32 protein-coding genes are annotated in these 26,010 nt (G+C 34.2%); 24 read left to right on the forward strand and 8 right to left on the reverse strand.

The window, feature by feature from the left end; genetic code table 11:
- Window positions 1–346 precede the first annotated feature (346 nt).
- Window positions 347–949: a DUF6944 family repetitive protein gene (locus AC1Q8N_RS02530; RefSeq protein WP_098077543.1), complete on the forward strand. Its 603-nt coding sequence runs from the start codon at window positions 347–349 to the stop codon at window positions 947–949.
- A gap of 179 nt (window positions 950–1,128) precedes the next feature.
- Here AC1Q8N_RS02530 and AC1Q8N_RS02535 read toward each other — a convergent pair whose 3' ends face one another.
- The 3 genes from AC1Q8N_RS02535 to AC1Q8N_RS02545 all read right to left on the reverse strand — a co-directional run bounded on the left by AC1Q8N_RS02535 (window position 1,129) and on the right by AC1Q8N_RS02545 (window position 2,657).
- Window positions 1,129–1,563, reverse strand: a complete 435-nt coding sequence (locus AC1Q8N_RS02535) for a GNAT family N-acetyltransferase (protein ID WP_098077540.1) — start codon at window positions 1,561–1,563, stop codon at window positions 1,129–1,131.
- 106 nt (window positions 1,564–1,669) lie between these two features.
- Window positions 1,670–2,332, reverse strand: a complete 663-nt coding sequence (gene rpiA / locus AC1Q8N_RS02540) for a ribose 5-phosphate isomerase A (RefSeq protein WP_098079791.1) — start codon at window positions 2,330–2,332, stop codon at window positions 1,670–1,672.
- Window positions 2,333–2,336: 4 nt separating this feature from the next.
- Window positions 2,337–2,657, reverse strand: coding sequence for a 2Fe-2S iron-sulfur cluster-binding protein (locus tag AC1Q8N_RS02545; protein WP_001125375.1), 321 nt, complete (start codon window positions 2,655–2,657; stop codon window positions 2,337–2,339).
- Window positions 2,658–2,800: 143 nt separating this feature from the next.
- Between AC1Q8N_RS02545 and AC1Q8N_RS02550 the strand changes: the two genes are divergently transcribed.
- Window positions 2,801–3,487, forward strand: coding sequence for an RNA polymerase subunit sigma-70 (locus tag AC1Q8N_RS02550; protein ID WP_048547354.1), 687 nt, complete (start codon window positions 2,801–2,803; stop codon window positions 3,485–3,487).
- Between the two features lie 21 nt (window positions 3,488–3,508).
- Window positions 3,509–4,090, forward strand: a complete 582-nt coding sequence (gene clpP / locus AC1Q8N_RS02555; protein ID WP_000991621.1) for an ATP-dependent Clp endopeptidase proteolytic subunit ClpP — start codon at window positions 3,509–3,511, stop codon at window positions 4,088–4,090.
- 44 nt (window positions 4,091–4,134) lie between these two features.
- Here clpP and AC1Q8N_RS02560 read toward each other — a convergent pair whose 3' ends face one another.
- Window positions 4,135–4,992 carry a glycine betaine ABC transporter substrate-binding protein gene (locus AC1Q8N_RS02560; protein ID WP_048547352.1) on the reverse strand — a complete coding sequence of 286 codons (858 nt, stop codon included), beginning with the start codon at window positions 4,990–4,992 and terminating at the stop codon, window positions 4,135–4,137.
- 171 nt (window positions 4,993–5,163) lie between these two features.
- On the opposite strand from AC1Q8N_RS02560, the gene AC1Q8N_RS02565 reads away from it, so the two are divergent.
- The 7 genes from AC1Q8N_RS02565 to AC1Q8N_RS02595 all read left to right on the forward strand — a co-directional run bounded on the left by AC1Q8N_RS02565 (window position 5,164) and on the right by AC1Q8N_RS02595 (window position 9,810).
- A complete protein-coding gene (locus AC1Q8N_RS02565) occupies window positions 5,164–6,369 on the forward strand; it encodes a quaternary amine ABC transporter ATP-binding protein (protein WP_000370614.1) in 1,206 nt (401 codons plus the stop codon).
- Window positions 6,362–7,198 carry an ABC transporter permease gene (locus tag AC1Q8N_RS02570; protein WP_000095064.1) on the forward strand — a complete coding sequence of 279 codons (837 nt, stop codon included), beginning with the start codon at window positions 6,362–6,364 and terminating at the stop codon, window positions 7,196–7,198. Before AC1Q8N_RS02565 ends, AC1Q8N_RS02570 begins: the two co-directional genes overlap by 8 nt.
- A 360-nt stretch (window positions 7,199–7,558) precedes the next feature.
- Window positions 7,559–7,726 carry a glycine zipper domain-containing protein gene (locus AC1Q8N_RS02575; protein WP_048547350.1) on the forward strand — a complete coding sequence of 56 codons (168 nt, stop codon included), beginning with the start codon at window positions 7,559–7,561 and terminating at the stop codon, window positions 7,724–7,726.
- A 40-nt stretch (window positions 7,727–7,766) separates the two neighbouring features.
- Entirely contained in the window at window positions 7,767–8,309 is a 543-nt protein-coding gene (locus AC1Q8N_RS02580) for an HIT family protein (RefSeq protein ID WP_493521052.1), read from the forward strand.
- Window positions 8,293–9,129: a PP2C family serine/threonine-protein phosphatase gene (locus AC1Q8N_RS02585; RefSeq protein ID WP_493521138.1), complete on the forward strand. Its 837-nt coding sequence runs from the start codon at window positions 8,293–8,295 to the stop codon at window positions 9,127–9,129. Before AC1Q8N_RS02580 ends, AC1Q8N_RS02585 begins: the two co-directional genes overlap by 17 nt.
- Window positions 9,130–9,146: 17 nt before the next feature.
- Window positions 9,147–9,545 (forward strand): DUF4181 domain-containing protein, encoded by a 399-nt coding sequence (locus AC1Q8N_RS02590; RefSeq protein ID WP_098077582.1) that lies wholly within the window; start codon window positions 9,147–9,149, stop codon window positions 9,543–9,545.
- Complete coding sequence (locus AC1Q8N_RS02595) at window positions 9,505–9,810, forward strand: DUF4181 domain-containing protein (protein WP_098077535.1); 306 nt, start codon at window positions 9,505–9,507, stop codon at window positions 9,808–9,810. Before AC1Q8N_RS02590 ends, AC1Q8N_RS02595 begins: the two co-directional genes overlap by 41 nt.
- Window positions 9,811–9,882: 72 nt before the next feature.
- On the opposite strand, the gene AC1Q8N_RS02600 is transcribed toward AC1Q8N_RS02595, so the two are convergent.
- Both AC1Q8N_RS02600 and AC1Q8N_RS02605 read right to left on the reverse strand, forming a co-directional pair.
- Window positions 9,883–10,401, reverse strand: coding sequence for a GrpB family protein (locus AC1Q8N_RS02600; protein ID WP_098077533.1), 519 nt, complete (start codon window positions 10,399–10,401; stop codon window positions 9,883–9,885).
- A gap of 40 nt (window positions 10,402–10,441) precedes the next feature.
- Window positions 10,442–11,287, reverse strand: coding sequence for an oxidoreductase (locus tag AC1Q8N_RS02605; protein ID WP_048547873.1), 846 nt, complete (start codon window positions 11,285–11,287; stop codon window positions 10,442–10,444).
- Between the two features lie 194 nt (window positions 11,288–11,481).
- Between AC1Q8N_RS02605 and AC1Q8N_RS02610 the strand changes: the two genes are divergently transcribed.
- The 5 genes from AC1Q8N_RS02610 to lpdA all read left to right on the forward strand — a co-directional run bounded on the left by AC1Q8N_RS02610 (window position 11,482) and on the right by lpdA (window position 16,803).
- Window positions 11,482–11,961: a DinB family protein gene (locus tag AC1Q8N_RS02610; RefSeq protein ID WP_048547343.1), complete on the forward strand. Its 480-nt coding sequence runs from the start codon at window positions 11,482–11,484 to the stop codon at window positions 11,959–11,961.
- Window positions 11,962–12,130: 169 nt separating this feature from the next.
- Window positions 12,131–13,129 carry an acetoin:2,6-dichlorophenolindophenol oxidoreductase subunit alpha gene (acoA, locus tag AC1Q8N_RS02615; RefSeq protein ID WP_098077530.1) on the forward strand — a complete coding sequence of 333 codons (999 nt, stop codon included), beginning with the start codon at window positions 12,131–12,133 and terminating at the stop codon, window positions 13,127–13,129.
- 17 nt (window positions 13,130–13,146) lie between these two features.
- Window positions 13,147–14,181, forward strand: a complete 1,035-nt coding sequence (acoB, locus tag AC1Q8N_RS02620; protein WP_088608819.1) for an acetoin:2,6-dichlorophenolindophenol oxidoreductase subunit beta — start codon at window positions 13,147–13,149, stop codon at window positions 14,179–14,181.
- 27 nt (window positions 14,182–14,208) lie between these two features.
- Entirely contained in the window at window positions 14,209–15,408 is a 1,200-nt protein-coding gene (locus AC1Q8N_RS02625) for a dihydrolipoamide acetyltransferase family protein (RefSeq protein ID WP_098077527.1), read from the forward strand.
- A gap of 15 nt (window positions 15,409–15,423) precedes the next feature.
- Window positions 15,424–16,803 carry a dihydrolipoyl dehydrogenase gene (gene lpdA, locus AC1Q8N_RS02630; protein WP_431096645.1) on the forward strand — a complete coding sequence of 460 codons (1,380 nt, stop codon included), beginning with the start codon at window positions 15,424–15,426 and terminating at the stop codon, window positions 16,801–16,803.
- An 82-nt stretch (window positions 16,804–16,885) separates the two neighbouring features.
- On the opposite strand, the gene AC1Q8N_RS02635 is transcribed toward lpdA, so the two are convergent.
- On the reverse strand, window positions 16,886–17,479 hold the full coding sequence (locus AC1Q8N_RS02635) for a hypothetical protein (RefSeq protein ID WP_098077521.1): 594 nt from the start codon (window positions 17,477–17,479) through the stop codon (window positions 16,886–16,888).
- A 220-nt stretch (window positions 17,480–17,699) separates the two neighbouring features.
- On the opposite strand from AC1Q8N_RS02635, the gene AC1Q8N_RS02640 reads away from it, so the two are divergent.
- The 7 genes from AC1Q8N_RS02640 (at window position 17,700) to AC1Q8N_RS02670 (ending at window position 23,057) form a co-directional block, all read left to right on the forward strand.
- Entirely contained in the window at window positions 17,700–18,326 is a 627-nt protein-coding gene (locus tag AC1Q8N_RS02640; RefSeq protein ID WP_048547331.1) for a DUF4085 family protein, read from the forward strand.
- A 276-nt stretch (window positions 18,327–18,602) separates the two neighbouring features.
- Window positions 18,603–19,373: a DeoR/GlpR family DNA-binding transcription regulator gene (locus tag AC1Q8N_RS02645; RefSeq protein ID WP_098642434.1), complete on the forward strand. Its 771-nt coding sequence runs from the start codon at window positions 18,603–18,605 to the stop codon at window positions 19,371–19,373.
- 12 nt (window positions 19,374–19,385) lie between these two features.
- Window positions 19,386–19,937: a GNAT family N-acetyltransferase gene (locus AC1Q8N_RS02650; protein ID WP_098077515.1), complete on the forward strand. Its 552-nt coding sequence runs from the start codon at window positions 19,386–19,388 to the stop codon at window positions 19,935–19,937.
- Window positions 19,938–19,941: 4 nt separating this feature from the next.
- On the forward strand, window positions 19,942–20,283 hold the full coding sequence (locus AC1Q8N_RS02655; RefSeq protein ID WP_098077513.1) for an NIPSNAP family protein: 342 nt from the start codon (window positions 19,942–19,944) through the stop codon (window positions 20,281–20,283).
- Window positions 20,284–20,587: 304 nt separating this feature from the next.
- Window positions 20,588–22,438 (forward strand): sigma-54-dependent Fis family transcriptional regulator, encoded by a 1,851-nt coding sequence (locus AC1Q8N_RS02660; protein WP_493521053.1) that lies wholly within the window; start codon window positions 20,588–20,590, stop codon window positions 22,436–22,438.
- A gap of 112 nt (window positions 22,439–22,550) precedes the next feature.
- Window positions 22,551–22,796: a DUF3977 family protein gene (locus AC1Q8N_RS02665; protein WP_098067942.1), complete on the forward strand. Its 246-nt coding sequence runs from the start codon at window positions 22,551–22,553 to the stop codon at window positions 22,794–22,796.
- A gap of 21 nt (window positions 22,797–22,817) precedes the next feature.
- Window positions 22,818–23,057 (forward strand): DUF3953 domain-containing protein, encoded by a 240-nt coding sequence (locus AC1Q8N_RS02670; RefSeq protein ID WP_098077506.1) that lies wholly within the window; start codon window positions 22,818–22,820, stop codon window positions 23,055–23,057.
- Between the two features lie 258 nt (window positions 23,058–23,315).
- On the opposite strand, the gene AC1Q8N_RS02675 is transcribed toward AC1Q8N_RS02670, so the two are convergent.
- Complete coding sequence (locus AC1Q8N_RS02675; protein ID WP_098077503.1) at window positions 23,316–23,927, reverse strand: TetR/AcrR family transcriptional regulator; 612 nt, start codon at window positions 23,925–23,927, stop codon at window positions 23,316–23,318.
- Window positions 23,928–24,086: 159 nt separating this feature from the next.
- On the opposite strand from AC1Q8N_RS02675, the gene kynU reads away from it, so the two are divergent.
- Together kynU and kynB are read left to right on the forward strand one after the other, a co-directional pair.
- A complete protein-coding gene (gene kynU, locus AC1Q8N_RS02680) occupies window positions 24,087–25,373 on the forward strand; it encodes a kynureninase (protein WP_098077500.1) in 1,287 nt (428 codons plus the stop codon).
- A gap of 2 nt (window positions 25,374–25,375) precedes the next feature.
- Complete coding sequence (gene kynB, locus AC1Q8N_RS02685; RefSeq protein ID WP_048547311.1) at window positions 25,376–26,005, forward strand: arylformamidase; 630 nt, start codon at window positions 25,376–25,378, stop codon at window positions 26,003–26,005.
- Window positions 26,006–26,010 lie beyond the last annotated feature (5 nt).

A 26,010-nucleotide genomic window follows, 5' to 3' on the forward strand; every position in this document is an offset into this window, starting at 1 on the left:
AATTTCATTGCAAATAATGAAGCAGTTAGCCAACTTTAACTAATCGATACAGGGGTAGTAATCTAGATACATAGATATTATATTGAGTTATGTATTGTATTCAAGGGGGAATACAGAATGTGTACGTATGGGGAAACGTATTTAAAGAATTCTTCGAGAAGCAAGAACGAAATAAAAGAGCGATTAGCAAAAGCTAACTGCTCCAAACAGAGATGTCACACTTGATGTATTTATAGTATTGACGAAATATCGAGTTTTATTCAAATGGAGAGTAGTAGGCTATTAACATGGAGATGCATAAATTCATATCCTGTAAGTAGTAAATTAATGACGGGATAGATTGAAAATGGATGATCCGATTAAGGAGATAGTTGGTGCTTGGTTTGTTGCAGTAGGGACAATTATTGCTGCGATTGGTAGTACACCTTTTAAAAAATTGAACGACGAATTAAGAAGAGATTTAAACGTATGGGGGAATGTATTACAGGCAACAGGGAACGGCCTGGAAGCTGATGGACAAGGGGAAATATCTCTTGAAAAAATCGGTAATGAAATCCAATCAATTGGTAATATAACGGTTTTAACAGGACTCATTATAGAATTTGAAGATAATACACAAAAAAAAGTAGTGATTGCAGGAAATTGGATACAAGCATTAGGTGGTATTACATCAATAGGTGGGGAATTAGAGGATAGTTCCGATATAGATGAATCGTATAACATTGCCGGGAATGTGTTACAAGCGACTGGAAATTCATTACAGGCAATTGGTGGAATAGATGAATTGAAAACTAGTGGGGATAAAGTGGAAGAAATTTCGGAAGGAAATGAGGAGGATGGACAGATTATAGTGATTATGGGGAGTTGGATTCAAGCAGTTGGTTCTGTAGTTTCATTAATCGGTCAAATAAGAGAAGAAAGAGAAGAGATAGTAGAGAACAATTCATAGTGAGTTTAATAAAATAATCTTTTTAAAGTGAAAGCTAACAGAATATAGTGCGAATAGAAAACTAGAGAACACCAATTCATTAAGGTTGTTTTAAGACTATGTATGATAGGTTCTTTGCTTTCAAGTGAATAAGATACAGAAAGGTGACTATATGAATAAACAATATAGTCACCTTTCTGTTATGATAACACTTTCATCATAAGTATATGTGGAATACCATCTTCCATAAATATATCAGAAGAAGTTTCATAGCCTAATTTCCTATAAAATCCTTCAGCTTGTATTTGCCCGTGTAATTTCACTTTTGTAGCTTGTTCATTACGAGCAATTTCTTCTAACGTTTGAATGATGACTTTACCTAATCCATATTTACGATAGTCTTTTAAAATACAAATTCGCTCTAATTTTCCTGCACCGTCAACAAATCGTATACGACCTGTACCTACAGGAAGATCGTTATAATAAACTAAAATATGTTTGCATTTCTCACCGATTTTATCGAATGTATCGAATTCATCTTCAAGAGGGACACTTTGTTCTTTTACAAATACTTCTTTTCGAATATGAAAGGCAGTTTCTAAATCTGTAAGTTCTGTTATGACTTTAGAGTGCAAATTGTTCAGTCCTTTCTAGTGTGATGTTCTTTTGTTTTCATAGTATATCATAATGATACGCAATACAGAGAAAATATAAAAAGCTGACTGTAAGAGTCAGCTTTCATTATAGTTCCTTTATCCCGTTTTTTGTTCCAATAATCGCCTTACTAGTCATATTAACAAACAATCCTGTTTCAACTACACCTGTAATCATTTTTAATTGAGTGTGTAAATTGGTAGGATTAGTTATGTTATGAGGGAATATACAATCAATAATCATGTTATTGTTATCGGTAATAAACGTTTCATTATTTTTTAAACGTAACGTTGTTTGACAACCTAAAGATTGAATTTTCCTTTCGGTTTGTTTCCAGGAAAAAGGTATTATTTCAATAGGTAATGGGAAAGTACCTAAATGTGTTACAAGTTTCGATTCGTCAGCAATAATAATTAGTTCTTTGGAGGAAGTGGCAACAATTTTCTCGCGAAGTAATGCGCCACCACCACCTTTTATAAGTTGTAAATTAGCATCAATTTCATCCGCTCCATCAATTGTAAGATCAAGGCTTTGTACGTCGTTTAACGAAATTAGAGAGATATTTAGTTGTTTAGCTAATACTTCCGTTTCTTTTGACGTTGGTACAGCTTGAAATGATAAGCCTTCTTTTACACGCTCACCTAATTTTTGTATCAACCAATATACAGTAGAACCTGTGCCAAGTCCAACTTTCATCCCATCTTTTACAAAGTTTGCAGCATATTCACCAGCGAGCTGTTTTAAATTCAGCATATTATTCTGCTGGACGTGGGCCTGCATCTAGACCTGAATTTTCCACTGTAAGTATAGGACGAACGACTATATCTTTATGTACGTGCATTTGGCATGATAAACGTAAGTGATCTTCAATTCCTTTTTCCGTAATTGCATTTTTTTCATTAGAACTTGCTTCACAAAACTCACCTGCTATAATTTCTACTCTACAAGTTGTACAGCGCGCTTTCCCACCACAGCGATGGAGAATGTGTACACCGTTATCTTCGATCGCTAATACTAACTTTGTGCCTTCTTTTACATCAAAAGTTCCCGCACCTTCAATTGTTAATTTTGGCAAATTTGTTCCTCCTCACGTAAAATTGTACATAACATATTTATGACCGCGAATTATTGAACATAAACATAATATTTTTATATGCCCCGTAACTTTTTTATTTGTTTAATCGTTAATTAAGTAAGCGCTGAAAAGGAGTGGTTATTTTGTGCACAAAAGTAACTCATATTTTAAAGAATCATATCGATATGAATCATTCAAATATAAACTTTTTAATTGAGCAATATGGAGAATTGAAAAGGTACTGTACATTTTTAACAAAAAACAAATGGGACGGCGAAGATCTTGCCCAAGAAACAGTTTGTAAAGTTCTTCAAAAATATAGTAATAAAGATATTTGTATGACGCTTGTATATAAAATAGCTAGAAATCGTTGGTTAGACCAGATGAAATCAAAATCAGTTCATGAAAAAATAAAGGAACAAATTACTTTTGAAGAACCACAAGAGAATATTGCAGATTTGCATGAAATGGTAGGGAAAGTATTATCTTCATTAAATGTACAGCAATCCACGATTTTATTATTAAAGGATGTTTTTCAATATAGTATCGCTGATATTGCTAAAGTATGTTCCGTATCGGAAGGGGCAGTAAAAGCTTCTTTGTTTCGTAGTAGAAATAGGCTGAAAACTGTAAGTGAAGAAGGGATTGAGATCGTCGAATTCACAGATGATATGGAAGTTGTAGTAACGTCTATTCGAGAGGAGAGACCGGAATTATTAACGAAACTGCTTCCGACAATAGATTTTACTAAGTTACCATCTAAACAGCCAGTCTTATTATTTAATGTGAAAAAACCTTCTTCCTACAGTTGTGTGCTTTGCGCCGCATAACAATTATTGGAGGGATATAAAATGAATGCAATTCCATATGTTGTAGAACAAACGAAATTAGGAGAACGTTCCTATGATATATATTCAAGGTTATTAAAAGACCGTATTATTATTATCGGTTCAGAAATAAATGATCAAGTAGCGAGTAGTGTCGTAGCTCAATTATTATTTTTAGAAGCGGAAGATGCAGAGAAAGATATATATTTATACATCAATAGCCCAGGTGGTTCAACAACAGCGGGTTTTGCCATATTAGATACGATGAATCTCATTAAACCAGATGTACAAACGCTATGCATGGGATTTGCAGCATCATTTGGTGCATTGTTATTATTATCAGGTGCAAAAGGAAAACGGTTTGCGCTCCCTAACAGTGAAATTATGATTCATCAGCCACTTGGCGGTGCGCAAGGCCAGGCAACAGAAATTGAAATAACAGCGAAAAGAATACTAAAGTTAAAGCGTGATATTAATAAAATGATTGCAGAAAAAACGGGGCAATCGATTGAAAGAGTAGCACATGATACAGAAAGAGACTATTTTATGACTGCTGAAGAAGCGAAAGAATATGGGATTGTAGATGATGTTGTTACGAAAAAATAAGATAAAACAGGCTAGAGGAATAGCATATCCTCTAGCCTGTTTTATTAATCTTTTACCCATTCATCAACTAGCGCTTGATTCTTTTCAATCCATTTGCGCGCCGCTTCTTCAGGATCTTTCGTTTTATTTAACATGACCATTAATGTACCAAGTTGTTCATCGTTCATTTTCCATTTGTCAAAGTATTTCACGATATCTGGATAATCTTTTTCGAAACCTTTACGAACAGAGTAATAAATGTCATCTTTTTCACCATATACTTTCTTAGGGTCTTTTAAATATTTTAAGTCAAATTCTGAAAAGCCCCAATGCGGATTCCAAAGCGTAACAGCGATTGGTTTCTTTTTCGTATATGCTTTCTTTAATTCACTCATCATCGCAGCTTCAGAAGATTGGACAAGTTTTAGTTTAATATCATATTCCTTCATCGCTTTATTTGTTAAATTCATAAGACTACTACCGGGTTCGATACCGACAATTTTGTTATCTAGTTCATCTTTATGAGCATTTAAATCCTCAATACTGTTAATGTTTTTCATATAAGAAGGGACGACAAGGCCAAGTCCAGTACCCTCATACCATTTTGATTTTAAGACTATATCATCTTTATAACGAGCATTTAGCGGTTTATCCGTAACGGGTAGCCATACTTCTAAATTAGCATCAACATCACCGCGAGCAACGCCAGTCCAAATTGCAGCTTTTTCTAAGTACATGAGCTCAACTTTGTAACCTTTTTGTTCTAATAAAACTTTCCACATGTTTGCAGTTGCAATGTTTTCTTTCCAACTTGTTACACCAAGTTTAATTTTTCCTTTCGAATTTGCATTTGTTGCATTACATGAAGAGAATATCATAGTAATAAATAATGCAAGGCATATAAGCCATATTTTCTTTTTCATCGAAACCCTCCTAAAAAATGCTTGCCTTTTTAAATAAATGTATAAGTAAGCATTCTTATTATGAACGGAAACGCGAATTTTAAAGAAATCTTATGAATGTCATTTTTATGTAATATTTCTTTGTAAAATCGCAACACTATATGAATAGATGGGTAGAAAAGGAGTAGTGACATGGATAATACAAAGGTGCGTGTTGAAAACGTAACAAAAGTATTTGGGAAACACCCGCAAAGAGCGCTGTCTTTATTAAAAGAAGGAAAAAGCAAATCGGAAATTTTGAAAGAGACAGGAATGAACGTTGGTGTAAAAAAGGCAACCTTTGAAGTATATACTGGAGAGATTTTCGTTATTATGGGTTTGTCTGGTAGCGGGAAATCTACGTTAGTTCGGATGTTAAACCAATTAATTAAACCAACAGCGGGACATATATACATAGATGGTGAAGATATCGCAACGATGGGAAAAGAAGAGTTGCGAAGAGTGAGAAGAACGAAGATGAGTATGGTGTTTCAAAAGTTCGCTTTATTTCCACATCGTACAGTGATACAAAATGTTGCGTACGGGTTAGAAATTCAAGGAGTTCCAGTAGAGGAACGAGAGAATAAAGCGTTAGAATCGCTACAGTTAGTAGGACTTGATCATCATAAAGATAATTATCCAAGTCAACTTAGTGGCGGTATGCAGCAACGTGTTGGAATCGCAAGGGCATTAACAAATAATCCAGATGTATTGTTAATGGATGAGTCATTTAGTGCATTAGACCCACTGATTCGAAAAGAAATGCAAGATGAGCTGTTAGAATTACAAGATAAAATGGAGAAAACAATTATTTTTATTACACATGATTTAGATGAAGCTCTTCGAATTGGAGATCGTATCGCATTAATGAAAGATGGAGAGATTGTCCAAATTGGAACACCGGAAGAAATTATGATGAGTCCTGCCAATGAATTTGTAGAGAAATTCGTAGCGGATGTAAATTTAGGAAAAGTAATCACGGCGGAATCTATATTAAAACGACCGGAGACTTTATTAATTGATCGTGGACCGCGTGTAGCACTTCAAATTATGAGGAACGCTGGTGTTTCTACTGTGTATGTTGTTAACAAAAAGTATGAGTTTTTAGGGATATTAACGGCAGATGATGCGAGTAAAGCCGTTCAAAAACAGTGGCCAATTGCTGATTTATTACTTACCGATATCCCGCATGTGTATTTAGATACTTTACTTGAAGAAACGTATGCAAAAATGGCGGAGATGAAATATCCGTTACCAGTAATTGATGAGAAGAAAAGGCTAAGAGGAATTATTAAACGCGAAAGTGTCATTCAAGCTCTTGCAGGTAATATTGAGGAAGAGGTGAAAGACGATGAGTAGTATACCACGTATTCCATTAGGGGAATGGGTCGATTCATTTGTTGCAAGTTTATATGAACACCTTGAAGGCTTATTCCGAGGATTCTCATATATTATCGGTGGATTCGTTGATTTACTCACTAATTTTTTAACAATAATACCGGCCATATTGATGATTATTATCCTTTGTTTCCTCATTTGGTACACAACGAGAAAGGTATCTTTAATTATTTTTACACTGATCGGTTTATTATTTATTTTAAATATTAACTACTGGGCACAGACGATGCAAACATTAGCACTTGTACTTACGTCTGTTATTATTTCAATTATTGTAGGAATCCCAATCGGAATTTTAGCTTCTCAAAATGAACGCTTCTCAAAATTTTTAAAACCGACATTAGACTTTATGCAAACAATGCCGGCTTTTGTATATCTTATTCCTGCGATTACATTTTTTGGAGTAGGTGTAGTGCCTGGGATTATCGCATCCGTAATCTTTGCAATGCCACCGACAATTCGTTTTACTGACTTAGGAATTAGACAAGTTCCAGAAGATTTAATTGAAGCAGCGAATGCGTTTGGCTCTACCGCATCACAAAAATTATTTAAAGTACAATTACCACTCGCAACTGGAACGATCATGGCTGGCGTGAACCAAAGCATTATGCTTTCTTTATCTATGGTAGTAACAGCATCTCTTGTAGGAGCACCAGGTCTTGGAGTTGATGTATACCGATCTGTAACACAAGTTAATATCGGAATGGGATTTGAAGCCGGACTAGCTATCGTTGTCATTGCGATTATATTAGACCGTATTACACAAGGATTTCATCAAAAAAGAAGATAACAAAAAAACACACTTTATTATACAAAGTGTGTTTTTTGTTTGAATAGATTACATACGAACAATGGCAGAACCACCAGGTGGTACACAAACTTGTTTTTGGTGTTGTTCCATTGATTTATATTTGGATTCCAATGAGGATGCATTTGAATCATTCCTCCTTAAATAACTTACTGATATTTCTTATAGTAAATGCCTATATATATTTAATGGTTACTTGAAATTTTTTCATTATAAAAGGAGTATGCACAGAAAATGGAAAATATTATATGTGAAGTTATAGTGCATTTTTTGGAAATATTCAAGTGAGATAGTGAATATATTAATACATTCAAGTAAATGTATGTTATTTAGGGAGAAATGATGGGAGGAGATGCAATTTTGGCTAAAAATAATAAAAGGAATGATGCCTTGGCAATAGGTGTCGGTATAGGGGTTGTAATCGGTGTGTTTCAAGGGTTCTTTACTAATAATTTAGTAATCGGAATTGTGATTGGAATCGTAATTGGGATTGCGTTTTTGAAGAAATAATAAGGTGCAAATTTATTTCAAAAATTGCCGAATTGAAAGAATGAATTTTCGGAATATAAATCTTTTTTTTATGATATTATTAATAAAAAGGATGGTGATGGATATGTCAACAAATAATCAAGTAGAACGAAAATGCTTTATTTGCGAGAAACATAAAGGAAATATTACAGTTCCAGGTGGAGCTATTTATGAAGATGAACTCGTTTATGTTGGACATGTCCACTGGGATAGTGAAGAAACATACCTTGGTTATGTAATGATAGATATAAAAAGACATATACCTGGTCTTGCTGAACTAACAGATGAGGAAGCGAAAACGTTCGGACTTATAACAAGTAGAGTAAGTAAAGCGTTAAAAGAAAGCGAAGGTGCAGAGCATATTTACACTTTTGTTTCAGGAAATGGTGTACCACATATGCACATGCACATCATACCGCGTTATCCAAATACACCCAGAGAATTTTGGTCACCAACTGAAGTAGCGAAATGGACTGATGCGCCATATGGTGACGAAGAGAAAATCAAAAAAATATGTGAAAGAATACGAAAGTATATGTTAAATGAGTATGCATACAACAAATAATAGACAATATTCTTGGGTTGGAAATACAGAAATGTGTTTAGGAGAAATTTCAGTTAAACAATATGGTGACGTTGTACTTGGAAAATACGGCGGGAATATAAGCGCCGGAGCAAAAAAGAACGAAGATGGTGCGTTAGTTTGGTCAAATGGTGATTGGGAATTTGCAGCTATTTTAGATGGACATAATAGTGCGGAAAGTGTTGATTTAGTAGTAAATACAATCCAAAAAGAATATGAAAATATAAAAGTAATGATGAATGAATCGATTGATACAGTATTTCGATCTGTTGAAAATCATCTACTTACAATCTTTCAATCCCCCTCATTTAAAGAAAAGTGCAAAAGAGTAAAAGGTGAAACAGCGTGCTTAATATGTGTAAGAAAAGAAAACTACATATGGTGGTTATCTATTGGCGATTGTTTAGTTTATGTATTTCATGAAGAGTTATATAAGTTAGGACAATATGCATTAAATCAACGTCACTTTTACGAATGGATTGGAAATGTAAATACCTTTGATTTATCTGTACCTTGCTACTCAACCGGAATTCATGAATTACGTACTGGGAAGAATCGAATTGTAATGGTTACAGATGGAGTATTAGAATGCGGGGAACGACACTATGAAACACCATTAAATCTGTATAATGATATGAACAGAAATAATATAGAACTTGAAGAAAGTGTTTATTATGTATTAGAGCACGTTCATCATCAATTCGGACGAGATAGTGCGACTATTATTAGTTGGGACGTAGAGAACAAAATGAGTACTACGTATCCGAGTGATCAGCCGGAGAAAATCCAGACGATAAGATAAAGGAGGTGATCTCTCTAATCCATGTGAAAGTAATTGTATTAGTTTTATGGATCATATTCTTATTTGTTTTAGAAAATATAGTGAGAAAAAGGCTAAATATACCGAAACAAAAAGGATGGAATAATAAATATGTAAATAAGCTGCATAAATGGGGAAACAGGATTATTATTTTTTCGTATATAGTAGTTATAATTATATGTTCTTCTCTTTCGAACCCTCTATACATGGGCTTCCTACCCTTTCTGTTTTTAATTACGTTGTATAGTTTCGAATCATATATGGAATGGAAATATGATAGAGAATCAAGGGAGTTTTTGATGTCCTTAGGCGGAGTTGTATCACTATTGATGTTACTTATTAGAACAGTTTTTAAGAATAAAATTAAATGTGGAGAAAAGAGGCTTCTTTGGATATAAGCATGTGAATAGTTTACATGTAAAAATAGAAATAGGGCTTATTATTATTTATGTAATAAGTAGTTGTTATTATATGTTTAAATTTGAAAACGCTAAAATGGCTTATGTCATGTTCGTTTATTTAGGGATATCATTGACTTTAAGAGCATGGATGGAATGGAAGTATGATAGAAAATCAAAAGAATATATACTGTCGATAACGGGAATGGTTACATGTATATTGATGCTCTCAATACTCGTTTATTTCGTTCCACCTGCTGCATAATAAGGTGATTATTAATGGTACAAATAAAGAGTTAACTAATAAATAAGAAACCATTTACTACTAAATGGTTTCTTATTTAAATTCATCATTTATTTTGGCTAATATGGATGTAACGAAATTCGTTTTATCCTCAGCATATTGATGTTTATCATTAGGATTAGCTTGTAAAAGTTGAATCTTTAACTGTTCATACTGTATACGAGAAGTTTTGTTGTTTATTAAGTAATCTCTAAATTGTAATTGCTCTATTAAATATGTATTTCCTTGTTCATACATATGAATTTGATGAGTTCGTGGTTCTCCTTTATTAAAATAATATCGTTCAGGTAGTACATCTTTTCTGTATTTATAGTTTAGCAGTTCTAACTTTTTAATACATGTTAAACCGTCTGTATAATCTTTTAGTTCGATTGCAATATCAATAATTGGCTTTGCGCTTAAATGTGGAATAGAGGTACTACCAATGTGGTGTATCGCTAAAATATGTTCGCCAATTTGTTCCTCAATGAATTGTTTCTCTTTCATATATTCAATTTCCCATTGTTCAGTCCACGGAACTAAAAATACTTGTCCATATGGTAAACCTAACATTTAATTCGCACCCCTTTCAAAATGGTTTTCAAAAAGTCTATTACATTTTCTTAAAGGTTCTCAAAACAATGTATTCCCACAATCTCCAAGGAAGAATCTTCTTTGCAAAGATCATAAATTTTACACCTTTTCCAATCGGATATCGTAAATTCGTTCGCTTAGATTCAGCGATTTCTACAATTTTATTAGCAACATCTATCGGATTACCAAATGTATCACTGCCGCTATTAATATGTTTTTGTATTTTATTCATATATTCTTTGTAAGGAGAAGTGGTATCAGATTGGTTTGTAGCTAGTTGTTTACCAACTTCCCATATATTTGTGTTATAAGAACCAGGTTCCACTAAAGCAACATCTATTCCGAAAGGTTTTACTTCTAAACGAAGGGATTCACTCCAGCCTTCTAATGCATATTTTGAAGAAACGTAAGGGGATAGACCAGGGAATCCAACTTGACCACTAATGCTGCTTATATTAATGATTTTCCCACTTTTTTGTTCTCTCATATAAGGTAATACAAGTTGAGTAATTGATATAGCTCCAAAAAGGTTCGTTTCAAATTGTTTACGGTATTCCTCTACTGGAATTTCTTCTACAAAGCCCCCATTTGCATATCCTGCGTTATTAATAAGTAGATCTACTCTATTTATTTCTTTTATATATAATTGAAAGTTATGTATAGAGTTTTGATCGGTTACATCTAATTGTTGAACTGTTATGTTTTGCTGCAAGTTGAGTTGAGTAGCTTGAGATATTAAGTTCGCTTGTTTTTCAAGGTTTCGCATTGTAGCGATAATTAAATAATCTTTTTTTGCGAGTTCGAGTGTAGTTAATAGTCCAAATCCACTTGAGGCTCCTGTAATAATTGCGACTTTTTTGTTCATTTTCTGCCAGCTTTCTTTTTCTTTTATCATAACGAGTTATGATAAGAAAATCTATTATTCTACCATTCATTTTGAAAGAAGTACCCATTCATGTTATACGAGCTTTTTTAACGACTTTTAAAAGAGGGAATTATATGGACTTAGCGTATATAGAGAAGTGAGTATGAATACGTTAATGAAATGAGGGAAGAAAAATGGCCCATGTGAAAGATGTATTAGCAGATCAATTATTGGCGAATGCAAACGATCCCAGTTGGTATATTCCATTTTCAGATGCAGTGAAAGATTTATCAGAGAGAGAAGCTTTCTGGAAACTGAATGAAGAGAGTAATAGTATAGCTGAAATTGTACAACACTTACTGTATTGGAACTCAACGTGGCAAACTAGATACAAAGAATCAAATGTGAATGCCGTGCCCGCAATTGGTGATAATAATAAAAGTTTTATGCTTTCAGATAATCAATCTTTCGATGAATTAAGAGAAAAACTACTAGAGAAACTGTTACTATGGCAAAAGCTAATAAATGAAGAAAAGGTTGAAAGTGATGTGGTTGGATTTCCGGTATGTGCAAAGTGGTGGGAAGTGCTAGCAAATGTCACAACTCATAATGCTTATCATATAGGTCAAATTATTTACATCCGGAAGTTACAGAAGAGTTTTGATCATGAATAAAATAATAATTCTCAAATTAGGTGAACAAAAGTGGACAAAACGAGACAGATGTCTCATTTTGTCCACTTTTTTATTTTGAAAGAAAAGAGGAAACCTATTAAATCAAGGATTAGAATTTGGCACAGTAGTTGCAATATAAAAGATGAACAAAAAAATAGGAGGGCTGAACATGTTAAAAACAACTGAAAGTAAAGGGAATGAAATTACGAAAGAACAAGCTCGTTGGATGTATGAAAAAATGTTAGAAATTCGTAAGTTTGAAGATAAGGTACATGAATTATTCGCGCAAGGCGTTTTGCCAGGTTTCGTTCATTTATACGCAGGTGAAGAAGCAGTAGCAGTTGGTGTATGTGCCCACTTAACGGATCGTGACAGTATTACAAGTACGCATAGAGGACATGGGCATTGTATCGCAAAAGGCTGTGATTTAAACGGGATGATGGCTGAACTTTTCGGGAAAGCGACAGGGTTATGTAAAGGGAAAGGCGGTTCCATGCATATTGCTGATTTAGATAAAGGAATGCTTGGTGCAAATGGGATTGTAGGCGGAGGTTTTCCACTTGCTTGCGGCTCAGCATTAACTGCTAAATATAAAGGAACGAAAGATGTGAGTGTTTGCTTCTTCGGTGACGGAGCAAATAATGAAGGGACATTTCACGAAGGGGTTAACTTAGCAGCGATTTGGAAGTTACCAGTTATTTTTATCGCCGAAAATAACGGTTACGGTGAAGCAACGACATTTGAATATGCGTCAAGTTGTGATTCCATTGCAGATCGAGCAAAAGCTTACAATATTCCAGGTGTTCAAGTGGATGGAAAAGATTTACTTGCAGTATATAAAGCCGCGGAAGAAGCAGTAGAACGTGCGCGTAATGGTGGTGGTCCAACAATAATTGAATGTATGACATATCGCAATTACGGTCATTTCGAAGGTGAAGCACAAACGTATAAAACTTCAGAAGAAAAAGAAGAACATTTAAATGAAAAAGATGCGATTGTGAATTTCCGTAAGCATTTAATTCATGAAGCGCTATTAACTGAATCTGAACTTGTCGATATGGAAAAGGCAGTAGATGAAGCAGTGCAAAGATCAATTGAATTTAGTGAAAATAGTCCATATCCAGAGGATGAAGAATTATTAAAAGATGTATACGTTTCTTACAAATAAGAGGAGGGTGAAAAATAATGACTAGAACAGTAAGTATGTCAACTGCAATTAATGAAGCGATGAAAATATCAATGCGTCGTGATGAAAATGTAATTTTAATCGGAGAAGATGTTGCAGGCGGTGCACAAGTTGATCACTTGCAAGACGATGAAGCATGGGGCGGTGTGCTTGGTGTTACGAAAGGCCTTGTACAAGAATTTGGTCGAAATCGTATTTTAGATACACCTATTTCAGAAGCGGGTTATATGGGAGCGGCGATGGCAGCTGCAGCAACAGGATTACGTCCGATTGCTGAATTAATGTTTAATGATTTTATCGGTAGTTGTCTTGATCAAGTATTAAACCAAGGCGCAAAGTTCCGCTACATGTTCGGTGGTAAAGCGAAAGTGCCAGTTACAGTACGTACGATGCATGGTGCTGGTTTTAGCGCAGCGGCACAGCATTCACAAAGTTTATATGCGTTATTTACGAGCATTCCAGGTATAAAAGTTGTCGTTCCTTCTACTCCGTATGACGCAAAAGGTTTATTATTAGCAGCAATTGAAGATGACGATCCAGTTATCTTCTTTGAAGATAAAACACTTTACAATATGAAAGGCGAAGTACCAGAAGAATACTATACAATTCCATTAGGGAAAGCAGATATTAAACGTGAAGGTTCTGATGTAACAATCGTCGCAATTGGAAAACAAGTTCATACAGCACTTGCAGCTGCTGAGCAATTATCGAAAAAGGGACTTGAAGTAGAAGTAATTGATCCACGTTCTTTATCACCACTGGATGAGAATACGATTTTAGCATCTGTAGAAAAAACGAATCGCCTAATTGTTATTGACGAAGCAAATCCAAGATGTAGTATCGCAACGGATATTGCAGCAATTGTAGCGGATAAAGGATTCGATTTGTTAGATGCACCTATTAAACGAATTACAGCACCACATACACCAGTTCCGTTCTCACCACCACTTGAAAAGTTATATTTACCAACTCCGGAGAAAGTAATTGAAACTGTATCAGAAATGATCGGAGACCAATCTTTATTACATGTGTAATGAAACGATGAGAAGGGAGAGAGAAACATGGCTGTAGAAGTTGTAATGCCAAAGTTAGGTATGGCGATGAAAGAAGGTATTATTACGAGCTGGAATATTAAAGCAGGCGATAACGTATCAAAAGGTGAACTAATTGCTAGCATTAACTCGGAAAAAATCGAAACTGAAATAGAAGCACCGGCTGATGGAACTGTTCTTGATATAGCTGTAAGTGAAGATGAGGGAGTGCCGCCGGGTACTGTAATTTGCTATATCGGTAAGCCGAACGAAAAAGTAGAAGTCTATGAAAATACAAATGTTGTAGAAGAAAAAGCACCTAATGCAGAACCTAAAAATATACAACATCCAGAACCATATGCGAAAGAAGTAGCGAAGCAAAGAATCAAAATATCTCCGGTTGCGAAAAAGATTACAAAAACTGAAAGTCTTGATATTAGATCATTAATTGGTACAGGACCTGGAGGAAGAATTACAAAGGTAGATGTTTTAAAGGCACTTGAGGAAAGAGTTGCAATTCCAGAAGTACTTGAACAAGAAGAAAGTAAAGTCATTCCTGTGACTGGTATGAGGAAAGCAATCGCAAACCGTATGCATGCAAGCCTACAAAATAGTGCGCAATTAACATTAACGATGAAAGTAGATGTGACAGATTTAGTAGCTTTACATAAAGACATAGCGGAAGTTGTACAAAAACGATACGATAACAAACTAACCATTACGGATTTCGTTTCTCGCGCTGTTGTATTAGCACTTGCGGAGCATAAAGAAATGAACAGCGCTTATATAGATGATGCAATTCATCAATTTGAACATGTTCATTTAGGCATGGCAGTCGCGTTAGAAAAAGGATTAGTCGTTCCGTCTATTCGCTTTGCTAATAATTTATCTTTAGTAGAGTTATCTAAAGAAATTAAAATTGTGGCACAAAAAGCAAGAGAAGGTAGTTTAAGTAGTGACGATATGCAAGGGACAACCTTTACAATTAGTAATTTAGGTAGCTTTGGGATTGAATATTTCACACCAGTATTAAATACACCTGAAACTGGTATTTTAGGTGTTGGTGCAATTGAACATGTTCCTGTATATAAAGGGAAAAAATTAAGAAAAGGAAGTATGTTACCTTTAAGTTTAACATTCGATCATCGTGTATTAGATGGTGCACCAGCAGCTGCATTTTTACGTACAATTAAACGTTATTTAGAAGAACCTGTAACAATTCTTTTATAAAGAGAAGGTGAGAGAATGAGTAAATTAGTCGTTATTGGAGGCGGGCCTGCTGGTTATGTAGCAGCAATTACTGCGGCTCAAAATGGGAAAGATGTCACTCTTATTGATGAAGCTGATCTTGGCGGGACTTGTTTAAATGTTGGTTGCATGCCTACAAAATCATTGTTAGAAAGTGCGGAAGTGCATGACATTGTGAGAAAAGCGAATAATTATGGAATTACACTTAACAATGGAAGTATATCAATTGATTGGAAGCAAATACAGGTGAGGAAATCACAAATCGTAACGCAGCTCGTCCAAGGAATCCAATATTTAATGAAAAAAAATAAAATAAAAGTTATACAAGGTAAAGCAAAATTTGAAACGGATCACCGTGTGCGAGTTACAAACGGTAATAAAGAAGATGTAGTAGATGGAGAACAGTTCATTATAGCGGCAGGTTCAGAACCGACTGAATTACCTTTTGCTCCATTTGATGGGAAGTGGATTTTAAATAGTAGTCATGCAATGTCCCTAGAAAATATACCGAAATCATTATTAATCGTTGGCGGTGGTGTAATAGGTTGCGAGTTTGCAAGTATTTATAGTCGTCTTGGAACAAAAGTTACGATTGTTGAAATGGCACCGCAATTACTACCTGGTGAAGATGAAGATATCGCACATATTTTAAGAGATAACCTAGAAAATGATGGCGTAGAAATATTTACAGGAGCTGCTTTAAAAGGATTAAATAATTATAAGAAGCAAGCTTCATTTGAATATGAAGGAAGTATCCAAGAAGCCAATCCGGAATATGTTCTCGTTTCTGTCGGCCGAAAACCACGTGTACAAAAATTAGATTTAGAAAAAGCAGGTGTTCAATTTTCAAATAAAGGAATTTCTGTGAATGAACATATGCAAACAAATGTATCACATATTTACGCAGCAGGTGATGTGATTGGTGGAATACAACTGGCTCACGTTGCTTTCCATGAAGGAACGACAGCAGCGTTACACGCGAGTGGAGAAGATGTGAAAGTTAACTATCATGCAGTACCTCGATGTATATACACATCCCCAGAAATCGCAAGTGTTGGTTTAAACGAAAAAGATGCAAGAGAACAATATGGTGATATTCTTACCGGAGAATTTCCTTTTACAGCGAACGGAAAAGCGCTTATTATTGGAGAACAAACGGGTAAAGTAAAAGTTATCGTGGAACCTAAATATCAAGAAATTGTTGGGATTTCTATTATCGGTCCTCGTGCAACCGAACTAATCGGACAAGGAACTATAATGATTCATACAGAAGTTACCGCTGATATTATGAGAGATTATATTGCAGCGCATCCAACTTTATCTGAAGCGATTCATGAAGCGTTATTACAAGCTGTAGGGCATGCTGTGCATGCTTAAATAGAAATATAATAACCCACTATTCTCTACATTAATAAGAAAATAGTGGGTTGGATTTTTTCAATTAGTAAATATACAATTACTATTTAATTTCAATAGCTGAAGTAATGTCGTTCCAATCCGCAGCTAAATTGGCAGTCTTACCGTACCAATCAGCATGTTTAAATAAAACACCTTTTCCATATCCTTGTGTTGAAGTATGCTCCCAAAGTGTCGTTGAATAACTTGCAGAAGGTGAAGCTGTACTTACAGAAGAAATTCTATCATTCCAGCTAGAAGGTAAGTTTTTAAAACCGCTGCTCCAGTAAATATATTGGCCACCTTTATCTTTATGTTCATAAAAATCAGTACTACCAGCACCGCTACCTAAAGGATTAATTTTATTTTTAAGTACTTTTTTATCCTTTTCAATATAAGAATCTAATGTTTCGCGGCTAGTAAAACCGTAAGCTAGCCAATCTCCATTTTCATTTTGCTCTGGTAATACCATAGTAATTTGGATGTCTTTCTTATCCTGATCACTTAATTTTGCAAATGAATTAACATTCTGTTCATCCACTTTTAAATAATCAAAAGACTTAATTGTGTTAGCTTTTTCTTCAGCACTTGCTACGCCTAGTCCGCCAGTTAATGCAAAACCTGCTACTAATGTCCCTGCTACTAATTTCTTCAACATATAACCATCCCTTTTTGTTTAGATTTTTGTACAGGTGAATCTTGTACAACTAAAATGTATTCTAATTTTTTATTTTTGTAAATATTCTGAAGTTTTAGAAATAAAAGGCGGAATATTTATAGTTTTGCATTTTTTCTTTAGAAAAAATAGTTATTGGAATGATATAATAAATAGATGTATTGCTTTTGTGGGATGTTAAAATGTTTTAGGGGTGGTGCGATTGAAGAATTTCACTGGAGATTGGTATAAAGAAATGCAAATTATAGAATTTGTAAGTTTTATAGAGTCTATAAAAGAATGGTCAGAAATGGATATACAAAGTTTAATAGAGGAAATAAAGGAAAGGAAAACAGATTTATTAAAATTCCTTCCTGAATCCATACACCCATTTATTCATAACACCATAATTAATTCAGAATATCCTTCTAGTGAATTGAAAAAACTTATGAAAGAATGGATAGAGGATTGTGAGAAAAGAAGGGCTCATTTAGATCGATTCTACTTAGAGCAATTCCATTCGATTAAGAAAAAACTCCCAACAAATGTTATTCAGTTACATGATTACTCACTACATGACAGTGTAGTCAAATCAGTAGAGAGAATATCAAAAGATACGCTAATTATTATATTAGATTGCAGTGGTACTTTCAGTGAATTTGATAAACTAGAAGTAACTTTTACAGGCGTAACGAAATGTTCTATTCCGGAAGATTTTGAAGGTGCTTGGTGGTTATGTCATGAAATAGATCTTATTAATGAAGGATTCGAATTGGGTGTTTTATTTGATTGCCCATTTCAAGAAGTGACGATTTGTGCAAAAGACGTATTGCTTGAGATAGGTAATTAGTAAAGTTTATAACTTTACTAATAAAAAACAGTCTTATAGGACTGTTTTTTATTTAGATGCTAAATTATCAAGTTTCCAATATATATATGTTAAAGGGCAGATTTGCTATATATATAATTATTTTGGTGAAGTTTTCAAGTTAAAAAGGATAGAAAGAGGGAGAATACTGTATAAAACGGAATAAATAAGAATTGAAAATATTGTAAAACGGAAGAGACATGCATATAATTAAAATAAGGATGAGATTTCAGAATCTTCAATAACGGCGGTGGGTATATGTTTACTGAAGAGCGTAGAGAGAAAATTTTGGAGTTACTGAAGAAAGATGGAAGGGTAATTGCTAAAAATCTTGCGGAAAGTTTCGATATGTCTATTGATTCGATAAGAAGAGATTTGTCTATTATGGAAAAGGATGGATTATTAAAAAGAACGCACGGAGGTGCAATTGAACTTACGCGAGTGAGAAACTTAGCTGCCGAACCAACGAAACGTTATAGTGATCGTTCTATAAATGAAGAAGCGATTGCAAAAGTTGCTGCATCCTACATACAAGAAGGAGATTCCGTTTTTATTGGCGGGGCCTCTATTCATTATGCGATGTTAAAGTATTTACCTGAAACATCATTTACAGTGATTACGAATGCTTTAGAAATTGCTAGTAAGTTAAGGGAATTTAAAAATGTAGAAACGTATTTAATTGGTGGAAAGGTGAAACCATCAGGAAATATGACAGATACACTTGCCTCCGAAATGATAAGTAGATTATCTATTGATCTTTATTTCTCTACAGGTGGTGGCATTTCATTGAACGGTATAAGTACTGCAACTCCAGAAGTTGCTTATTTTGGAAAAAGAGTAAGTAAAATTGCAAGAAGAAATATTTGTTTAGCTCCTCATAAGAAACTTGGAATAGACGGATTTATAAAAGGAGAGTCACTGATAGAAATTGACCTTATAATAACAGATGAAGAGGCTAGTAAAGAAACGATTCAAGAATTTGAGAAACAAGGTAAAGAAATTATAATAGCGTCAATAACCCCCATTTAATAGGAGTTTGAAATGATTATAAAAGAACAAGAGTTTTATATAAATGGATTAACTTACACAATTCGTTCAGCAGCTCAAACGGATGCTGAGCAATTATCGAAGATTAGAGTTCAGATCGATGGCGAAACTGAAAATATGGATAGAGAAGCTGGAGAGGGATTTATAGATAAGATAGGTTTTCAAAAAATAATAAAAGCAGATAGTGAAGAGATGAAAAATCTCTTTTTAGTTGCAGAAGTGCACAACCAAATCGTAGGATTCTCAAGATGTGAAGGATCAAATTTGAAAAAATTATCCCATAAAGTAGAGTTTGGCGTTTGTATTTTAAGAGAGTTTTGGGGATATGGAATTGGTAAGAGTCTCTTGCAACAATCTATTCAGTGGGCTGATGAAAATGAAGTGAAAAAGATATCATTACAAGTGTTAGAGACAAACGAAGCAGCCATTCAACTTTATAAGAAATTAAGTTTTGAAGTAGAAGGTATTTTGAAACATGATAAAAGACTATCGGATGGGAAGTATTATAATACAGTTGTAATGGGAAGATTCATAAAAGAGGTGTAGTGGGATGTTTTACAGAAGAAAGTATTATATAGTAAAGAATGAATTTGTAGAAACATTTAATGAGCATTTTAATACTACGAACTTCCCCAATCAATTAAAGCATGGTTCCAGGTTAATAGGACGCTGGATGAAAGATAATAATGATGGCACAACAGAAATATTCGCCATATGGGAATATGATAGTTATGACCAGTATAAAGACATTGAATCGAAAATTAGAAATGACAAGATACATGTTAACAGAATACATGATTGGTATGAAAAACATGGCGGAAGAGAATATGTTTTACAGAAGTACATATTAGAGTTGAAAAATGAAGAGTTAGTATGTACTGTAAAGTCATAGAGGAGTGAGGGATAGTGGGAATTAAAACAAAATTATATTTTAGTTTAGCATCCACTACTTTATTTGCAATAGCGTTGATAGTTTTCTTTATAAACGGCAATCCACAAAAGTGGTTTTGGTTATGTATTTTCTTTGCGTCTATTATACAAAATATAGTTTTACTAATAAAGAATCGCATTGATATATTCATATTATTAACATATTTGTGTCGTCTTTCTAGTTTCATTGAAAACGCTTTTATACAGTTTTATAATAAAAGTATGTTTTTACAGATCTCCAAAACAATGAATAGGGAGATGATACAATGTTAGCTTCACCGTTTTACTTATATACATGGAAAAAGTTTGTTGATGAAGGAGTCCTTGATTCGAACCGTATGAACGAAAGAATTTCAGAGTCATGGCATCGATGTAAACAAGCAAATGTGAATCCTCATATGAATAAAGGTCAGAAAATTTTGTCTTCTAATATTTTTCAGGATCAAAAGAAAAAGAGTGAAATCTTCCTTGATATAGCAATACCTCAAATACAAAATATGAGAAAAACCATTGATGAGCTGCAAATGATGGCATTATTAATCGATCCAGACGGTTACGTTCTATCGTTAAGTGGAAATCAACAAACGTTGAAACGAGCGAAACATATTAACTTCATTGAAGGTGTGAAATGGACGGAAGCAGCTGTTGGTACAAATGCGATAGGAACCGCGTTGCAGATTGAAGAGGCTATTATGATAAGTGGTACAGAGCATTATTCTGTCGCATCTCATAGCTGGAGCTGCGCGGCCGCTCCCATTCATAATGATGATGGGAAATTAATTGGAGTTCTAGATTTCTCCTGTCCAATTGAATTTTCACATCCGTATATGCTCGGGATGGTAACTTCGATTGCACATGCGATTGAACGTGAATGTAGTATTCGAGTGCATCAAAATGAACTACATTTAATCCATCGTTTTTTAGATGTAATTGATAGTGATGAACAAGTTGTTATTTGTAATCATCGTGATGTTATCGTTTCTGCGAGCAAGAAGGTTCGAGAACGAGTTTCGAATTGGTCACGAATGAAACTTGAAGATTTAATACAAAATGGATTGAAACCAAAATTAGAAGTACCAGTATATAGTAATGATAGAATGATTGGGAAATGTATTTATGTAAAGGAAAATAAACGCGGAAATTTATTTTCTACTTCCCCATTTATTAACGGAATTACTTTCCCTGGAGTTATTGGTACAAGTAATGCATTTCAACATACGTTAGAAGAAATTAAGCTTGTATCTCCAACTGACGCTAGTGTATATGTTTGTGGTGAAACAGGTGTAGGGAAAGAATATGTAGCGAGAGCGATTCATGAAAATAGTCCAAGAAAAAATGGTCCTTTTATAGCTGTTAACTGTGGTTCATTGCCGAAGGAATTAATGGAAAGTGAATTATTCGGTTATGCTGAAGGTGCGTTTACAGGTGCACGGCGTCAAGGATATAAAGGGAAATTCGAACAAGCAGACGGTGGAACAATATTTTTAGATGAAATTGGTGAAGTGCCACCAGAGATGCAAGTGGCATTATTGCGTGTTTTACAAGAACGAACAGTAACCCCCATTGGCAGTTCAAAAGAGGTCCCGGTAAATATTCGTATTATTACAGCGACACATAAAGATTTACTGCGATTAGTAGAAGAAGGGAAATTCCGTCAAGATTTATATTATCGGTTACATGTTTATCCGCTATATGTTCCATCGTTAATAGAAAGAAAAGAGGATATTCCGTACTTCATACAACATTTTTGTGAACGAAAGAATTGGAATGTTGTATTTCCAAAGAGTATTTGTAATCAACTTTCACAACATACATGGCCCGGAAATATTCGAGAATTATTAAATGTGTTAGAACGTATTTACATTTTGTCGCAAGGACGGGAAATATGCGAAAAACAAATCTCTTTTTTATTACAAACTATGATGGGAAATCAACATCAACTTGAATTGCAAGCAGAAAATAAAACGGAGCATACATTAAATTTCCGTGAAAAAATACAGCGTGATAGTATGATTGAAGCGCTAGAAAAGACGAATGGAAATGTTTCGTTAGCTGCAAAACTGTTAGATGTACCTCGAAGTACATTTTATAAACGAATGCAAAAATATAAGTTATAAAGTAGATTTTTGTAATCTACTTTTTCTTTATGGGCTCATGTTCTGTCGGAATGTGCGCTTACCGGGGAAATAATAGATTAGTTAGAAATTAATTTCCGAAAGGGGGACTTATGTGAAGTATATTGAAATTGGAATTGGAAATAGGTGGTTCGTTCGAACAGAAACAGAAAATAAAGATGGAACTGAATTTGAGGAACGAGGAATTATAAAACCTATTTATTTTGAGTCTTTATATGTACGAATTTGGTTTTGGAAAACGTGTTTTATTTTTGATACGAAAGAAGGGTTTAAGAAAGTAAGAAAAAGTAGAGCTGAGTATAAGTTTATTGTTGGAATTGTGAGTAGGTTAACACAATAGAATCAAATAGGGGTTGTTTTTATGATTAGAATTACCACATTTATACTCGCTATTATTGTAATGGGCTATTCTATTTACAGTTGGAATGATGATTCTAAGCAAAATATGCTTATTTTGCAATTATTGTTAGGTTTTATGCTTGCTAGTATGGGGATACAAAATGTTAAGAAGGATGAAAAAAAGAATAAGAATATGGGACTGTTGCTTTTACTTACATCGTTATTTTGTATCATTGTATCTTTAATAAAATATTTAAAATAAACTTTTACTCAACATATCGAGTAAAAGTTTATTTTTTAAAGTTTTCTCATTAAAATTCTAGTAGCTGTTTTGTACATTTTTTTAACAATACAAAATCTTTCTGTTATCCAATAAGTAAGTTCAGAAGAGGTGAGAATACATTCTTTTTTCTTACCTTGGAAATATTGCTAAAACATTCCTGTTATTTAAAACAACACTTTTAGCATAACCATACCCACATATAGACCATACAATAGCACACTTATATAAATGAGTGTGCTATTTATATAGCCCAGTCGTATACATTTCCGTCAATGTATGTACTATCACTTCTAATTCTAATTTTTTATCATTTTTCACAATCGTCCAAAGAAACATCTCATTCATCGCGAACCAAGCACGTGCTACAATTTCTTTATTTAATTGAGGCTGTGCTAAGCCACCTTCTTGAGAGTATGTAATATCCTGCGCAATACTGTTTATAAAGCGTTCCCGTATCTCTTCCCATTTTTGACGTATCTCTTTTGATAATCCTATAGCTTCTTGAACAACTTGCAATATAGCTCGTTCTTTTTCTGCTAATTGTAGGAATGCTCTAACTTGATTTTGAATCATTTTATGTGCTTCTTCTTTCGTTTGAGGGGAAAAGGAGCGCTCAGCAATATCATAAAATTGATTCATAACATCTTCCATTAAAACGATGAGGAGATCATCTTTGTTTTTAAAGTATACATATGCCGTTCCATAACCGGTTTCTGCATGTTTAATAATTTGTGTAATTGTCGTTTTTTGAAATCCGTTCTGTATAAAAATAGTGTAACCAGCGTGTAATAGTTTCTTCTTTGTCTCTATGGAGCGGTGTTTTCTTGATGAAAGAGTATTGTTTTTCAAAGAATCACCTCTTTATACTGAAATATCTGAAAATATAACTGTATTGTAAAAGAAATTCATATATAAAGTCAACTGACATAATATCATTGACGTTATATCAACTATGGTGATATATTTCAATTAGTTAGAATAAAAAGAAAATTAAAAGAAGGTGACACCATGTATAAAGAACCATTTCAATCAACTTATGAATATGCGCTTGAATGTGATAAACATGATGAACTGAAAGATTTTCAAACTGAATTCTATAAAAAAGAAGGAACAATATATTTAGATGGAAACTCATTAGGACTACTTTCAAAAAGAGCAGAGAAATCGTTACTTACGTTGCTACATTCATGGAAAGAGTATGGAATTGATGGCTGGACAGAGGGTGAGCATCCGTGGTTTTTCCTTTCGGAGAAATTAGGTGAATTGACAGCGCCTCTTATTGGAGCTTTATCGGAAGAAACAATTGTAACCGGTTCCACTACTACGAATATACACCAAGTTATTGCGACGTTTTATGAGCCGAAAGGAATACGTACAAAAATTCTTGCTGATGAATTAACATTTCCGTCAGATATATATGCACTTCAAAGTCAAATTCGTTTAAAGGGTCTAGATCCAGATGAGCATTTAGTACGAGTGAAGAGCCGAGACGGTAGAACACTTTCTGAAGATGATATTATTCAAGCAATGACAGATGATATCGCGTTAATTTTATTGCCTTCTGTACTATATAGAAGCGGCCAAATTCTTGATATGAAACGTTTAACAGCGGAAGCACATAAGCGTGGTATTCATATCGGATTCGATTTATGTCATTCAATCGGTTCTATTCCGCATTATTTCAAAGAATGGGATGTTGATTTCGCCATTTGGTGTAATTATAAATATTTAAATGCAGGACCTGGTGGAGTAGCGGGCCTTTATGTAAATAAAAAGCATTTTAATAGACTTCCAGGATTATCAGGTTGGTTTAGTTCTAGAAAAGATAAGCAGTTTGATATGGAACATACATTAACAGCTGCTGATCATGCAGGTGCTTATCAAATTGGTACACCGCACGTATTAAGTACTGCACCTTTAATTGGTTCTCTTGAAATATTTAAAGATGCTGGTATAGAACGTTTACGTGAAAAATCGCTACATATTACAAGATACATGCTGGATTTAATTGATTATGAATTAAAAGATTACGGATTTACAATTGGAAATCCATTAGAGGATGAAAAACGAGGCGGGCACATTTATTTAGAACATGCAGAAGCAGCACGCATATGTAAAGCGTTAAAAGCAAATGGAGTTATCCCTGATTTCCGTGCACCTAATGGAGTAAGACTTGCGCCGGTCGCTTTATATAACACATACGAAGAAGTGTGGAAATCTGTACAAATATTAAAGAAAATTATGAAAGATGAAGAGTATAAGCAGTTTGAAAATAAGCGAGAGGTTGTGGCATAAGTATGAAAGCTTCAGAGTGGATTGATATTTCACAACCGCTAAATAATAATATTGCTACTTGGCCAGGTGATACACCGTTCTCGTATGAAGTTTCATGGTCAAAAGAAGAGAGTGGCTCAGTAAATGTCGGAAAGTTAACGATGAGTATTCATACAGGTACTCATATTGACGCACCGTTTCATTTTGATAATGATGGAAAGAAAGTAATAGATTTAGATGTTCAAGTTTATGTCGGTCCAGCGCGGATCATTGATGTTTCTAATCTTGAAAGCATTGGGAAAAAGGAATTAGAAACCTTTCATTTAGAAGGTATAGAACGCTTGTTGTTACGCACATCTTCACATGGTAAAGCGAATGAATTCCCGGATGTAATTCCGCATTTACGTGCTGATATCGCACCATTTCTTTCTGAAAAGGGAATTCGTTTAATTGGGGTAGATGTACCATCAGTAGATCCATTAGACGATAAAGAATTAGCAGCGCATCACCAATTGTTTAAACATGGTATACACATTTTAGAAAATGTCGTACTAGATCATGTAGCAGACGGCGATTATGAATTAATCGCATTACCACTTGCCTTAACAGATGCAGATGGAAGTCCAGTTCGAGCAGTTATTAGACCAATATAAGTAGA

The organism is Bacillus sp. GW823-FHT06B01, assembly GCF_058952315.1.